We start from the raw sequence: 15,252 nt of genomic DNA on the forward strand, positions 1-15,252 counted from the left end.
GCGATGCGCCGACCGTCCGGCGTGTCTCGCTGCCGGGCTGATCCTTCAAAAATCGCGGCGCGGTCTTCCAAGGCCTTGATGCCCCAGCCAGTAGCCGTTCGCACCAATCTCGGCGCCAGGTCTTCCCATTTCACGTGCGGCAGCCGCACCAGGTTGGCGCGAAACACCACACTGACGCCCACCCACCGCCGACCGTTGTTCATGCCGCACCGAATGCGAACACACACATCGCTGATGTCGCGTTTGCTGCACCCAAGAACGATGGCTTCGCAGATCATACGATAGAGCGCCAAGTGCGACGTTGACGATAACAGGCTCAGGGGCCCTTTGAGTTCGCACCAATAGCGAATGCCGGCATGATCCAACATCCGGGCCACCGCGCCTTCCCGGAGTGCAGCCGGCAGCCCCCTTTCCCGATAGACCGCAGGGTGCAGACTTTCCGAGATGCCGAGCAGTTGGTCTTGGGCCGCCGAGGCCACGCGCTGGTAACCGCCATCGTCAATGGCCGGCTGCAAGTGACGCAACCGTCCCATCATCATCGCGTATCCGGATCTAACAGTTTCCCGCGCATGTTCCAGCGCCACGGCCGTCGAACGCAATTGCATCTCGCCGAGTTGAACCTGACGTTGGGCCAACGCTAAGGCTGTGCGCACTTCCTTGCGCTCACGCTCCACCCGACGATCGAGCACCTCGATGCGGGCACCCAGCAGCAACATGGTGCAGATGGCGAAGGCCACGATCACTTCGGCCTGGATGGTGCCGTTGTCGTATTTTGCGGGCATCAGCCATACGACGGATAAAGTGGCCACTGAGCCGCCCAAGGCCGCTCCCTGCCACCCATGGCGAAGCGCCAGCCACACCACCGGGACAAACATGGCCACCTGGGCCAAGCCACGAAGATGCGGTTCGGCAAACCCGGCCCAAATCAGAATCATCAACACCGGCACGATGAAACAAATGCTTTCAAACGTGGAACGACTTTCGCTGATGGTCGCCAACAGCGAGCGCCAACCGTGATCGCGAGCCGCCTGCCGAACAGCCAACACAGCTGGCACCACGCACAACACGCCGATGAAGTTGCCCAATATCCACTGTGCGGCCAGATGGTGGTAGTGCATCGGAGTGGCACCGGGTGGATACACCACGGTGATGAACTGCACTTCATCGATCCCGGTGAGCACCAAGGCGACCAGCAAAGCGCACAACAGCAGCACGCCTACCCGCACATGCCCGCTTCGATCAAACAAACGGGCACGTTCTCGGAAATAATAAACAAGAGGCCCCACGAAGAGATTGCCGGGCACCACCATCAACGTGGACCAAACAATGCCAAACGAAGCGGCGCACTCGATGGCCACAGGCAGTTGAGACAATGATTGCGCCAACGTCAAAAGTGGCCAGTAGCGATAAGGCATCAACGCCAGCACAGTCACGTTAAAGCCGGCCACCAACATGAAGTGGGGAACATTGAGGTGGGCGATCAGCCAAAGACTCAAACCATAGGTAGCCGCCACCGCCAGGCGCTTCCACCCATCCTTGGTTTTAGCTCCCCATCGTTGGTCCGGCATCGCTCTTCCACCCCCCGTGGACAACCCGTGGACTTGTGACGCTTCGATAAATGCGCTGACGATCCGGGTTCCCGCGTGAAACCTTGGTGAAACCGCCTTTCGCCTTCCGAGAGGCCCACAGTTTACTGCGGCCATGGCCGCCCCAGTCCTTGCACAGCCCCAGCCAGATCTTGCTGCCCCCGCACGCATGAAGTCGCCCGGCCGGGCATTCCTACGCTGGATCAGCGCAGCGGTTGATCTGCAAAACCGCCTGAGCAATGCATCGGCTGCGCAATCGTCCCCAGCTGCGTATACGTATTGCCCTGTACCTGGATCACCACGCCACCGACACAACGCTGATTCACCGCAAGACGCCGACGATGTTGCTGCCAAGCTTGCTCAGCTGCTTGCTGCTGTTCGGACACTTGAACAACACGCCGGCCTTGTTCCACCGCTTGCTGTGCATTCTGCCGAAGTGCATCAAGCGCCTGCTGCGCCTGATCAATATCCCGCGACCGCGAATACTCGCCATAAGCCACATAGCCGCAGACCAAGATCACGGCGGCGGCCACGACGGCCACAGCCAGCTTTGTCGTTGAGTCCATCCCTGCCCCCCTATCGTCATCAACGAGTAAGCATAGAGCAGCGCCCTTTCCCAAGCAGTGCCCAAATGGGCGCTCGTCAAGCAAGGGCGTCGCCGAGTGACACCGAGATGCTTGAGTAATTTGCTGAGTAAAATGTCCCCCGCCGCCCCCGGCGTTTCCCTAAGGAAATTTTCTTCCTCCATGAACGTCCAGATGCGATATGTTGCCAAAGCGCTTTTCATGGCATTTGTGATGCTTGCGAACGGCCCGGCGCTTGCCGCCGGAGATGTCACGCCGATCAACGTAGGCTCATGCTTTACCATCGAATCGAAGCTGCTCCACGAAAAACGTAGCTATTGCGTCCATTTGCCTGCGTCGTATCAGCAGGTTGGAGCTGAAAAGAAACGCTACCCTGTGCTTTTCATGCTGGATGGCGAGAACTTTTTTGTGACTGCAACAGGCGTGGTCGACTTCCTGAGTTCAGGCATCAACGGCAACTACGTCATCCCAGAGATGATCGTGGTGGGCGTAACCAATACCGAGCGGACTCGCGACATGACTCCAAGTCATAGTTTGAGCCATACCGGTGGTATCGGCGATTTCAGCTCGAGCGGGGGTGGCGCGGTATTCCTCTCATTCCTTGCGCAGGAGCTCGTTCCGCAAATCGAGCATGACTACCGTACGATGCACTATCGTGTCCTGGCAGGACACTCGTTTGCCGGCCTGGAGGCGATCAATGCATTTCAGAACAAGCCACAGCTTTTTCAAGCCGTTATTGCTATCGATCCGTCGCTGTGGTGGGATCACGAGTTTATGCTCAAAGAGGCAAGAACAATGGCGTTCTCACCCTCCAATACCGGAAAAAACCGTCTTTATATAGCGCTGGCAAACACCCCTTCGATCGATGGCATCTACGCAGGCATCGCCTCGACACATATGAACGCCATCCGCGCTTATGCGCAGTTGATGTCGCAAAATGCAAGTTTTCGAACGCGTTTCAAATTGGATTATTTCCCGGCTGAAGAGCATGGATCGGTGCCTCTTCTAGCTTTGTATGGCGGGCTGAAATTTGTTTTCGATAAATACCAGCTTACGCTCGCCGCAGGACTTAACCATCCGGAGAACATCACTACGCATTTCGACCAGGTCTCCGACATGCTGGGAGTCCGGTTTTTGCCATCGGAACAGCTGATCAATGTGCTTGGGTATATGGCTATGAACGATTTGCAGGAGCATGCCAAGGCGATAGCGCTGTTCTCGCTCAACACCGCCTACTACCCTGATTCCGCCAATGCCTACGATAGTTTGGGAAAGGCCTATGTTTGTATTGGGAACAAGGAGCTGGCGATAGAAAATTACAGAAAGTCGGTTGAACTCGATCCCAATAGTGAAAATGGCCAGGCTTGGCTCAAGAAGCTGGGTGCCCACTGACCACCTTAGCTGGAGCCGGGCGGCCCCTGCAGGTCGCTCTTATTGAGCGGCTGTTGGCTGGTTGCCGGCGCCGGTGAAGACATGCCACCGGCGGGCTGCAAACGCTTAGCATGCCAGGCTACGCCTGCGATGCGTCGGCCAAGATCAGCTGGTGCGCAACAAGCCTCCGTTTACGATGAAAGCCCACAGATCATGCAGTCGCTCGGTTGGCACGAAAGCCGCAATTTCCGTGAAGCTTGTTTCTTCACCACGTTTGATCTTGAGAAATAATGCGTTGATCTCGTCCGGGTTGCTGCGAAATTCGAATAATAGCCCGTGTGATGCAACCACCGTAGTGTCAGCTACATTTTGCCAAGCAAGAAAACGGGAGTCGCCGATAGCCACGCCAGCCATGTGCTGTATTGCGCCGGGACTCTCTAGCACCGGCGGTCCGAAGCCGACAGACGTTATGGTGCTCAACGTATGCTTCAAATAGGCAATCTCGGCAGCGTTTTCGGAAAGCATTCCAGCGCGCACTTCGTTCCACATATCAGTAAAGCGTTGTGGCGCCATGGATACTGCCGGCGCATTTGTTGCGCTGATTTTGATGCCATCCATATCAAGTGAATCATAGCTGGGCAGCCCTGAGTTAGCGTTCGCCACCGGAGGCAAGGCCACTGCATCCTTGACGATACCCGCCGCATTGCCTTTGTGATAAATGCCGATACTCAAGGCAGCATGGAAGTCCTTGGCATCGCTGATGCCGACATGCCAGTAGCCGGCTGGCCAGTAAAGCAAGTCCAACGGCCCTATTTCCAGCACTACCGCGTCATCGATGTGATCGCTGACCTTCGCCTGGATATGCGCCATGGAGCCTGGAATCATCAGATCCCTGCGGTGCTCGAAATATTCTCTTGGCCAAAATGCCACGGTTTTCCTGCCGATGCCCGCCGTCATGATGACGTGGCAATCGTCCATATGAATACCGAATGGCGTGCTGGCGTAATTTCCCGCATAGACGCAGGAGTGAATACCGCGAACCGGGTAACCCACGTGCTTGAACAAGGAATGCATGAAGGGACTGACGCGTTTGCGTATATTCGGAAGCGCCACATCCACATTGTCCAGGATGATCGAAAACTCCTTGTCACGGAAGGATTCCCGAATCTGTTCCTCATATTGTTCGAACGATTGAATGTGCGATCTCGGAATGAAAGAAAGTGCTTCGTCGATCGAAGTGGACTTTCCGTTCAAGGCAAGTCGACCGGTAGGCTTCGATTGGCCATTCAACATGGCCTGCGCGGTAGCGACCACGCCACTGAAGAAGTCGGTAGCTTCGAACACGGGCCTGGGCATGGCGTTGCGAAATACGTGCGGCCGGCGCCCCCAAACTTTTGCAAGGTCTTCAGCTGTTCCAGCATCGTCTAGCGTGAGCATTTTTGCCTCCATGTCGTTCGTATGAGTGAAATGCCTTCATTGAAATTCTGATAGCGCCCGCGCATGAGCCGGCGCGCAGGTTTTACTCCGCCTCGTCCCAGCACATCACTTCTGTCTGCGATGAAGAAATCAGTTCAGCGACCGCAGCGAGCGTTGCGTTCTGGAACAATGCCTGCATGGGAAGGTCGGCGTGCAGTTCTTCCTTGATGCGATTGACCATGCGAAGCAGCAACAGCGAATGACCGCCCAGTTCAAAGAAGTCGTCGTGCCTGCCGACCTGTTGCACACCAAGTAGCTCGCGCCACAATGCAGCGACGGCCTCCTCAGCATCCCCTTGCGGAGGATGGTAATCGCGCCGCGCGACCACTGATGCATCAGGTGCCGGAAGCGCATGGAGATCGAGCTTGCCATTGGAGGTTTTCGGCAACGCGGAAAGAACTACATAGGCCACGGGAAGCATGTACTCAGGCAGACTGGTCTGTAACATCTGGTGCAGCTTGGCGACGAGAGCCGGTCGCTCGGGCGAGCCCGGGGTAGCGTACGTCAGGTCCGTGGGCACCACATAGGCCACCAGTTGCTTGCCTGCTGCCCCCTCCTCCCTGGCTACAACCACAACTTCGCGCACCACGGGGCATTGCCGCAACCGCGACTCGATTTCGCCGAGCTCGATGCGGAAACCGCGCAGCTTGATCTGATGATCATTGCGCCCCAGAAATTCGATCGTACCATCGGCCAGCCAGCGCCCCAGATCGCCGGTCTTGTATATGCGTTCTCCTGGGTGGAACGGGTTTGGAATGAAGCGTTCGGCGGTAAGCTCAGCTCGATTCAAATAACCGCGAGCCAAGCCTGCCCCGCCGATATGAATTTCGCCTCTGACGCCTATTGGCACAGGTTCCCCGTAACGATCCAGTATGTAGCACTGGGTATTGGCGATGGGACGCCCTATGGACGGTGGCACGCTTGCCTCAATGCGCTGCACGGTGGAGTAGATGGTGGTTTCGGTAGGGCCGTAACCGTTCCATAGCCTGGCGACGCGAGGCTGTAGGCGTTTCGCCAATTCCGGCGACATGGCCTCGCCGCCGCAGATCGCTTGGAGATTGTTTTGCCCGTTCCAGCCGGCCTCCAACAGCATATGCCAGGTAGCCGGCGTGCCTTGCAGAATGGTGGCACCGGCAAGCTGCGACATGAGCGCTCGCGCGTCGCGAGCGTCTTCGTGGCCCAGCATGACGATGCACGCACCGCTAATCAGTGGCAGGAACAATTCCAATCCGGCGATATCAAACGTCACGGTCGCGATCGCCAAGATGCGGTCTTCTGCCGTGATGCCGGTCATCTGTTGCATCGCGCAGAGCAGGTTCACCACGCTGCGATGCTCGATCAATACACCCTTGGGCTGCCCGGTAGAGCCGGAGGTGTAAAGGACATAGGCAGGCCGGCTTCCTGGTGTGGTATTTGGCAGCTCGGCGCCGGCTTGTTCTAGCTTGGCGTCAGTGAATGTGGCGACGTCATCCAGCGCTATGAGCGGTACATCCAGTCCGGATACGATGGCCCGGGTGGAGGATTGAGTCACGATGGCCCCAGGCGAGCTGTCTGCCAGCACGTAACGCAGGCGATCGCGAGGGTGCGTTGGATCCAGCGGGACATAGGCCGCGCCGCATTTCAAGATGCCGAGCAGACCCACGACCATTTCCACGCCGCGCTCGACACATATAGCCACTCGGTCATCCGGCCCTATTCCCAATGCGTGAAGCCGCATGGCAAATCGGTGTGCGCAGGTGTTGAGTTCGGCGTAACTCAGTTCGCGGCCTGCGTGATGGACTGCGGGGGCATCGGGCGTGCGCTCAGCCTGCAACTCGACCCATCCGTGGATGGAGGCAGGGCCGTAAAAAGACGCATCAGTAGCATTGCAGTCTTGCAGCAAATATTTGTGTTCCGCCGCCGACAGCAGGGGAAGCCGGGCTATCGGGGTTTCATCGTCCGCGCTCAACGCATCCATCAGTCTGAGCAAATGTCCTGTCCAGCGGCCGATGGTAGTGTCGTCGAACAGGTCAGCGGCATAGACGATGCTTCCAGTCAGCTGCCCTCCCCTGTCTTGCACATACAAACTCAGATCCGTAGGCGAGCTGCCGTTCGACGTAATCGACACGTCGCCCGCGACATTCAGCGCGACGACGGTCTGAAAATAAGGATGATGCCCAGGGATAGGCGCAGCCAGCCACATTTCGGCGAGCACATCCGGGCTCGCGTCTTTCGCTGTCTGCACATGTGCCAGGAGCCGCCGCCCATCGAGCTCGTCATGCAGCGAAATGTTCGCCACCCGGGTGACAGGGAGTTGAGCTTCTTCAAGACATCCGATCACGACCTCGGCCTGGCCGCTAAGCCGCGCCAACAGCACAGCCCAAGCGCTGGTGATGGCCGTATGCAAGCTCACGCCATGCCGGGACGACCAGTGGCGCAGTGCGGCGGCGCTTTGGTCTGGCACCCTGAGGTCAACACACCGCAGGTCCGGGTTGCGCGGCAAGGTGCGCGCACGATCGACCGGCAGATCCAGAATTTTAGCGCGATGGCATGGCGGCGCTGGGATGGCGGCATCCAAATCACGGGCCATGAGCTGCAGGGCCTCGATGTAGCGCTCGAGCAACGCATCCGTAACCGCGTCAGAGAGCGCCAAATGAGTATTGAAATGGATGATGAGTCCGTCGCGGGCGTTGCCGTTGGCGTGAACGGACAGCGCGAAATTCTCTTCCTCGAATTGTTCTCCATGCGCCGCCGTCAGCCAGCTGTACTTGGTCAGCGGGCTGCTGATGCGGAAATTAGTGAAAGTGAAATTCGCCTCGACCCTCAGTCGCGGATGACGTCGCACCATGCTCGCGAAGGGATGGCGGCGAAATGGCTTTGCTTCCGCCTCGTCATGTTGCAGCGACGAGGCCAATCCTCGCCAGCTCGGAGCGCGCAAGTCGATCAGCACAGGCAGAACATTGAGGAACAGACCGACGAGGTGCTGTGCCCCATCCGCCTCGGGGCGACCGTGATCGGTCATTCCACTCAACACCCATGCCTGCTGAGTGAGCGCCTGCAGCATATAGCCATGCGCCATCAACAACAGCAGTTTCAGTGGGATTTTCTCGCGTGTGGCGAGGACATCCAGCTCTTCGAGAAGGCGCTTATCCAACGGGCGCGTCCGTCGACGGAACGTAGGCGGCCCCGACAGAAACGCTGGCATCGCATGGCAAGACGGGATGGCCAAGCAACGCTCGTTCCAGAAGGCAACCGCTGCGGGAGCGTCTTCTTCGGCCAGCAATTCCCGTACGTAGTCGGCGAAGCGCAGGCTCTGACTATCGAACACTTCGCTCAGTGCGCTGCCATACTTGCGACTGCCGTAGTACTCCATCACCTGGCGTTGCACGATCGCCATGCTCCAGCCGTCGAGTATGGCGTGGTGGGCATCGACGATGCATTGCAGATGATTCTCGCCTCTGCGCAATAGAGCAAAGCCGATCAGACCGGGACGCCTGAGATCGAAAGGCGTCCGTTTGATCCGCTCGATGTATGCCTCGATCCATGCGCTCTGGGCATCGGCGTTGCCATCACTGATGTCCTGCACCTCTATGCGCACCGGCACGTGGGCGTAGACGTATTGCATCGGCACGGAATGACCAGTGAGATGGAACGCTGTTCGCAGGGGGGGGTGCAGCGAAATAACGTGATGAATGGCCTCGGAAAACAAAGCTTCGTCGTACTCGAACAGCAACTCGAAGGAGAACACGTCATGGTAGGAAGCGCCAGCCCGATCCATCAGGCTGTGAAATAACATCCCCTGCTGCAGAGTGGTCGCCGGATAGGCATCCTGTAGCTCTTCCCAGGGCAGCCCTGTCCGGTCCACCTCGGGCACGAGCGCAAAGGCGTGCAAAGGCTCCCGTGCCTGGTCTTGCGGTGGCGAGCGCGTCATGGCGTGCTCGGCCAGCCGCTCCAGGCTTGAATGCTGGAACATGTCGGCAACCGAAATGTCCAGCCCACGTTGTTTGAGCTCAGCCACGGCCTGGATCGAGAAAATGGAGTCGCCACCCAGCGCGAAGAAATCGTCGTCCTTGCGGGCCACCTGCGTGCGAAGCACCTTTTCCCAGGCTTCGGCGATCAACTGCTCGGTGGCGTTGAACGGGAGGCTGGCAGATTCGGCAGCCTCCGTCCGCTGCTTGAAGATCTCCAGCAATTCCGCGCCATCGACCTTGCCGTTCGGCGTCAACGGCATCGCTTCTACGAATACGAACCGCGTGGGCACCATATGTGTCGGCAGAACGCGGTGCAACGCGGCTTTAAGCTGAGCCATCGTCATCGATGGTTCGCCTCCGTCGACGAAAGCCACCAGCATTTCAGTATCGCCATCGACGTAACGTTGTGCGATGACCCGGCGCGAGGGCAGGAGTTCGCCTATGCGGTGAACGATCTCACCTGGCTCTACCCTTTTTCCTCGGATCTTCAACTGGCCGTCACGACGTCCCACATAGATGATCTCGCCGTCCCCGTCGTACTTGCAGAAATCGCCCGTGCGATAAACCCGTTCACACAGCCCGTCCAGGAATACGAAGCGGTCTGCGCTCAATTCCGCCTGCATGTGATAGCCCATGCCCACGCCACGGCCCGCAACCACCAGCTCCCCGACGGTGCCGCGTGGACAAAGGTGCAATGAATCATTGACGATATAGGCGCGCGTATTCTGGATTGGCCGTCCAATCGATACGTGGCTACGCTCCAGCCATACGTGCCTATCAGCACGTATGGCCACCGAGATATCCGTGCACTCCGTGGGACCATAGATATTGGCCACGTCAGCTTGGCAATGGTCGCTTTCCAGCCACGGCGCGAGCTGCGCCACATCCAGGGGTTCGCCACCCAACGCCAACAGGCGAACGCTTTGCAAGGAGGCGTAATCGCCGCCGGCGTCTTCTTTCAGCAAGGCATAGGCTGCGCTGGGCACGCAATTGATCAGGCTCACTTCTTCCTGGCTGATCTGGAACAGCAGCGCGTTGGGGTCGAACGCCTCGGTCGGTGCCAGCACCACACATCCGCCCACCATCAGGGGTGCAAAGATATTTTTCAGGGATGCGTCAAAGCCGATCGGGATCATCAGCAGTGCACGGCAGTCGTCGCCCAACTCGGCGAACCGGATATACCAGTCACACAAATTGGTGAACGATGCGTGCGAAATCAGTACGCCTTTGGGGCGTCCGGTAGAGCCGGAGGTGTAGAGCAAATAGGCGGCATCATCCGCTTCCGGCGAAAGCGTATCAAGCGCTGGTGGCAGGGGGTCGGCCTCGATGTCGTCGATGTCGAGACTAAAGCCCACGTATTCGGGCAGGTTGTCCCGTAATGACGCGCACGTCACCACTACCGCCGCGCCGCTGTCGGCCAGCGTATAGGCGATGTGCTCGGCCGGGTAGCTGGTATCCAACGGTACCAGCACGGCACCGACACGCATGATCGCCACAACGGCTGCAACGAGCTGCGGCGATCGATCAAGAAATACGGCCACCTTGTCGCCCTTGCGCAAGCCAAGGCGTTGCAGACGTACAGCGATCCGGCCCACCTGCCCGGCAAGCTCGGCGTAGCTCTGTTCCCCTCCCTTCCATCGCTGGGCAACGGCCTGGGGCTGTCGAAGGACTTGCTGGTCGATGCAGTCGAAAACGCTGGGCGAAACCAATTCGCGTGTGTTGCCATGAATGAGCGGTTGCAGAGAGGCATGCAAATGCTGCTGCAATAGCTCGTCGATCCGGCGCCCTGGGTCACCGAGCACTTCGCGTAACAGAACCAGGTACAAGTCCTGCCAATAGCGGATCGTGTGCTTGCTGAAAATATCCGAGTTGTAGAACGCCATGACGCGGTTCTTGGCGATCTTCAAGGTCAGATCGTACTGCGCCAATGGCTTGAAGCTTTGGCAATCATGCACAGAGAGCCCTTCGAAGTTGCCAAGCTCCACAGACGCGCGCTCATACAAGAACTTGACCTGGAACAGCGGCGGGCGGCTCGCATCACGTTCAAGCCCGAGTTCATCCACCAGCCGGTCGAACGGCATCTCCTGGTAGTCCAGCGCCGATTGCATTTCGGCATGCACTTGCTGCAGGTATGCCCGTGCCTGTAGCTGGTTCTGAACGCGACTGCGCAGCGCGAGTTGATTCACAAAAAAACCGGCGACATTCTTCAGCGCCGGATGCTCGCGGCCGAAGACGTCGGTGCCGGCAACCAGGTCATGCTCGCCACTGAGGTGATGCAACAGCAGGTAGAAAAGGCCAAGATAAAATGAAAAATTCGAAATGCCTTCCTGCTCGATAAAGATCTTCGCCCGATCCTCCCAATCGGACGAAATGACGCATTCGACCTGTCCGCTGGCATAAGTGGGCGATATCGGCCGCGGGCGATCGAGCGGAAGATTCAGTGGCTCCGGCGGATCTCGCAGTAGCTGGCGCCAATAGGAGCCGGCCACAGCATAGCGTCCTCCTTCAAATTGCCTGCGCTGCCATACCGCATAATCGCAATAGGCCAGCGGACGCACTCCGGTATGCGGCAATTCTTCCTGGCAAAATGCGCGGTAAGCGGCCGCCACCTCCATGACGAACTGGCGTGCGGACCACTCGTCGGTGGCAATGTGGTGAAAGCTGAGCAGGAGCGTATGAAGCTCGTCGCGCCGTTGCAGCAACGCCACACGCAATGGAAGTTCATTTTCCAGATCAAACGGCTGGCGCGCGATCTGTTCGCGAACTTCGTCCAGCGTGGCGTTTTGCTGCTGAGCTGACAGTGGCTGCAGGTCGAGCCTGCGTACCTGCAATACCTGTTCGGGCTGATAGCGCTGTCGAACCGCACCCGATTCAAGCCGATAGATTGTTTTATAAATCTTGTGGCCATCGACCACCCAGGCCAATGCGCGACATAACGCGGAGGCATTCAGCGCTCCACGCAATTCCAGCTCGATCGGCAATATGAAATGAGTGGCGGAAGGGTCGAGCTGGTAAAGAAAGTACAAGCGCTGCTGGGCAAAGGACAGCGGAAGGTCACGCTCATCGCCTGCTTCTGCGGGATCCTGCGCAATGCTCTGGTAATAAGAAGCCAGTTGATGCCTATGCAGCTTGATTGCGTCAAGCAACTCATCGCTGAGAAGATTTTCATCCCCCGTCACATTGAGCCGACCATCGCGCGCTTGCACGCCGATGCTGTTTTCTTCCAGATAACGAACAAGTTCGTGCAGGTGCATGCCAACCTCCCTTTCGGTGCTTCAGTTGAAAGTCCACACGCGCTTCGCAAACAGGCGTTCCGCCCTGATGCCTCGCTGTGCGCAGGAGGCCAGAAGGCGGCCCGATTCCTGGATCTGTCGAGCGTTTTCGTCGTAGTCCATGCCCATGAAATATCGAAACCATGGCTCCATGCCCAGTGCATAAACGTAGACTTCGCGCGGCCGGAAAATGTCCACTATCTTCTGGGCCGACGCATAGTCGGAGCCATTGAAACGCCGTGATTCGTTGATCATGCGCGGAATCGGCCGGGAAAACAGCGATCCATACAGCCAACTCATGGGGGCGCCGACGCATTCCATGCCTATGAACAGCAGGTCGATGTCGCCGATAAGGCGATGTATGCGCTGGTATAGGCATTCATCGATACTGGAAGAGTCTGCACCCGAAAAAATTTTTTCCCCGGCAAACTCGAACAGCCATGCGGTCTTGGAGCGAATGTTGAGGTCGGCATGCTCGCCCAGGAACGGCAGCGCCCGAATGCGCCCATCGGGACAGTCGAGGGTTTCCATGTCTTCCATTTCCACGGTTTTGAAACCGATCTTTCCCAGCAGCAGTTTCAGCGAAGGGTCCGCGAGGCTGCCGCCATTGTTCTTGGGCACGAGCACAAAGCGGGTTTTGTGTCGCAGTTGCAGCAGCGTTTCTATGCATACGTGATCCATGTGCGTATGCGTCAGGCAGATGTAATCGATCGATGGCGGCAACTGGCTGAAGCTGATCACCTGCTCGGCACGTTGCCCGTCGCGGGTGGCAATCACCGGGTCGACCAGAATAGTGGTACGCGGCGTTTCAAGCATCAGGCCGGCATGCCCTAGATAACTGATGCAAAGCTTGTCGCTGGTTGGCCGGTGGACCAGCGCCGGCGGCTCGCTGCTCATCAGCTCGGCGAAGCCAGGCGCTCCTTGCATAGGCACGCCATCCAGAATGCGGCGCAACTCTTCCCGCGTGACAGGGCTGGTGCGCGATGCGAACAATGCATCCAGGCCGGGATGGACAAATTCAAGCTCAAGATGCAGGTGATTGGCATCGGGAAGCCGCGGCGAGCTAAGCACAAAAGGACGAGGCTTCCCTTCTTTCAACCGACCCAGTGAAACGCTCTGTACTTGCGGCTTGTAGAGCGTGCCTTCATACAAAAGCCCTTCGATAAGCCGGAACGTGGGTGAATGGTTCATGTCGTAAACCAGTTCCACATATCCTCGAAGCGCTTGCGGAAGGCTGGCATAGAGCGGTTCCAACGACATTCCCTGCATGGGCTGCAGCAATTGGTTCAACTCGATCACGGCCTGGCGCAGTTGCATCAGATCACCATGCTCGGTTTCCATGGTGTCGATAAGTGCGCGTATCGCCTCGACCTGGTCTTCGCTGCAGTCGACGAAGTCGCCACCCGCAAGTCCGGGGTTCTGACTGGCCGCACGATGCAACTGCGGATTGGCCACGAAGGATTTCATCAGTCGCAAGCTGCGGCCGGCCAAGTTCATGGCGGCGCTCACCGGCGGCACCAAGTAGGGCCACGCGTACCACTTCAGGATCAATGGTTCGACGTATACATCTTCGCGAAGGTAGTAGGTTTTTTCGCCGAAAGGCATGGATAAGTTGCTCTGGCTGCGATGGTTGATCAAAGATCCAGCACGACGGTTTTCTGCGGACGGCCGGAACGCTGCATGCGTTCGCGTTGAATGGCGATCCGCGATGCCATGTCTTTCAGACGCTGCATTTCATAGAGTTGCCCGAGCTTGAAGTCGACGCCGTAAACGTCCTTCAAGTGGAACGCGAGTTTGGTGAACAGCAGCGAATGGCCACCCAATTCAAAGAATTGGTCGTTGCGCCCCACCCGGCCAAGGCCAAGCAGTTCGGCCCACAACTTGGCCACGGTCTCCTCGATATCACCTATAGGAGCTTCGAAATCCATGGATGAGGCGGTTTCGCTATCCGGGGCAGGCAACGCGGCGCGGTCCAGCTTTCCGTTGGCGCTCAGTGGCAGGGTATCCAGCCAGACCAGCCGTGCCGGCAGCATGTAGTCGGGCAACACAGCCGACAGGTGGGTGCGCAAGCGTTCGTTCCAGCCGCGTATGCCCAGGCTGTGCTGTTGCTGCGGAACGACGGTGGTATGCGACGGAAGCGCGGGCAGACGCGCGTACACGTTGTATAGCGAGGTCTGTGCCAGCCCGTCTGCCTGCTCGCAAGCCACCTGGTAACCGTGACCGCGCAACAACGCCAGGATCTGCTCCAGCCGTCCCTCCAGCGCGTGCACCTCTACCACCAGTTGCCCGATCCGCGGCCAGTCGTCCGCCTCGATGCCCTGCAGGACGGCGTATTCAGCGCCCTCCACATCAATCTTCAACAGATCGATGTACGTCACGCCCTCCCCGCGCATGACCTGCGAGAGCGTGCGCACCGGGCAGCGGTAGTCTTCGTACTGCAGTGCTTCCTCCAGCACTTGCTCCAGATCCGCCTCGCCCAGCAGGACGCGGCTTTGCGCATAGGCCTTCACCACGTCCCTGCTTTGCGCCAAGGTGAGCGCACTGCCGGAAATCACGCTGTCACGCGGATAGAACCGAAACACTGTCTCTTCCTCCCGCGCACCCAACCCGCAGGCGTGCACGCGCGCATTCCAACCGTGCAGTTCGGCATTGCAGGCCAATACGCGTGCCAGTGGTGGCAGCGGTTCGAACGCATGGATCCGCACGTTGCCCTTGCGTGCCATGTGCAGAGAGAACATGCCGATGTTGGCGCCCACATCGAACACGCAGGCGCCCTCGCCCACACTCAAGCCATGTTTGAGGTAGGCCTCTGTGCCGAAGATTTCCTCATACAGAAACAGGGTTTCGCGCGTCTGGTGGTGGAACAGCGGTACGCCATCGGGTAGCTCGTGCAGCGCCGGCAACGGGTCCGGCGATTGCATCTGCAGCAACCGGTGCAGCACCGGTGCATGCCGGGGATCCGGACTGAGATAGGCCACCAGGTGCGTATCGCCGGTCGCATCGGCACGTGCCA

General features: G+C 58.4%; 7 protein-coding genes. 1 reads left to right on the plus strand and 6 read right to left on the minus strand.

Features of this window, described 5'->3' with window-relative positions; all coding sequences use genetic code 11:
* Together ACTHNE_RS20215 and ACTHNE_RS20220 are read right to left on the minus strand one after the other, a co-directional pair.
* The coding region (locus tag ACTHNE_RS20215) for an MASE1 domain-containing protein (protein WP_440270159.1) at positions 1 to 1,568 on the minus strand (1,568 nt) is incomplete at its 3' end.
* A 221-nt stretch (positions 1,569 to 1,789) separates the two neighbouring features.
* Complete coding sequence (locus ACTHNE_RS20220) at positions 1,790 to 2,119, minus strand: hypothetical protein (RefSeq protein ID WP_440270160.1); 330 nt, start codon at positions 2,117 to 2,119, stop codon at positions 1,790 to 1,792.
* Between the two features lie 213 nt (positions 2,120 to 2,332).
* On the opposite strand from ACTHNE_RS20220, the gene ACTHNE_RS20225 reads away from it, so the two are divergent.
* The gene (locus ACTHNE_RS20225; RefSeq protein WP_440270161.1) at positions 2,333 to 3,562 is read left to right on the plus strand and encodes an alpha/beta hydrolase-fold protein; all 1,230 of its coding nucleotides are present in this window, start codon (positions 2,333 to 2,335) and stop codon (positions 3,560 to 3,562) included.
* Positions 3,563 to 3,706: 144 nt separating this feature from the next.
* Here the strand turns inward: ACTHNE_RS20225 and ACTHNE_RS20230 are convergent, their stop codons facing one another.
* From ACTHNE_RS20230 to ACTHNE_RS20245, 4 genes are all read right to left on the minus strand, one after another.
* A complete protein-coding gene (locus ACTHNE_RS20230; RefSeq protein ID WP_440270162.1) occupies positions 3,707 to 4,978 on the minus strand; it encodes a JmjC domain-containing protein in 1,272 nt (423 codons plus the stop codon).
* Positions 4,979 to 5,060: 82 nt separating this feature from the next.
* Positions 5,061 to 12,221, minus strand: coding sequence for an amino acid adenylation domain-containing protein (locus ACTHNE_RS20235; RefSeq protein ID WP_440270163.1), 7,161 nt, complete (start codon positions 12,219 to 12,221; stop codon positions 5,061 to 5,063).
* A 21-nt stretch (positions 12,222 to 12,242) separates the two neighbouring features.
* Positions 12,243 to 13,844 carry an MBL fold metallo-hydrolase gene (locus ACTHNE_RS20240; RefSeq protein WP_440270164.1) on the minus strand — a complete coding sequence of 534 codons (1,602 nt, stop codon included), beginning with the start codon at positions 13,842 to 13,844 and terminating at the stop codon, positions 12,243 to 12,245.
* Between the two features lie 29 nt (positions 13,845 to 13,873).
* The coding region (locus tag ACTHNE_RS20245) for an FkbM family methyltransferase (protein WP_440270165.1) at positions 13,874 to 15,252 on the minus strand (1,379 nt) is incomplete at its 5' end.

Origin of the sequence: Dyella sp., from assembly GCF_051954575.1 — a bacterium.
In the GTDB taxonomy this organism is placed as follows: Bacteria; Pseudomonadota; Gammaproteobacteria; order Xanthomonadales; family Rhodanobacteraceae; genus Dyella_B.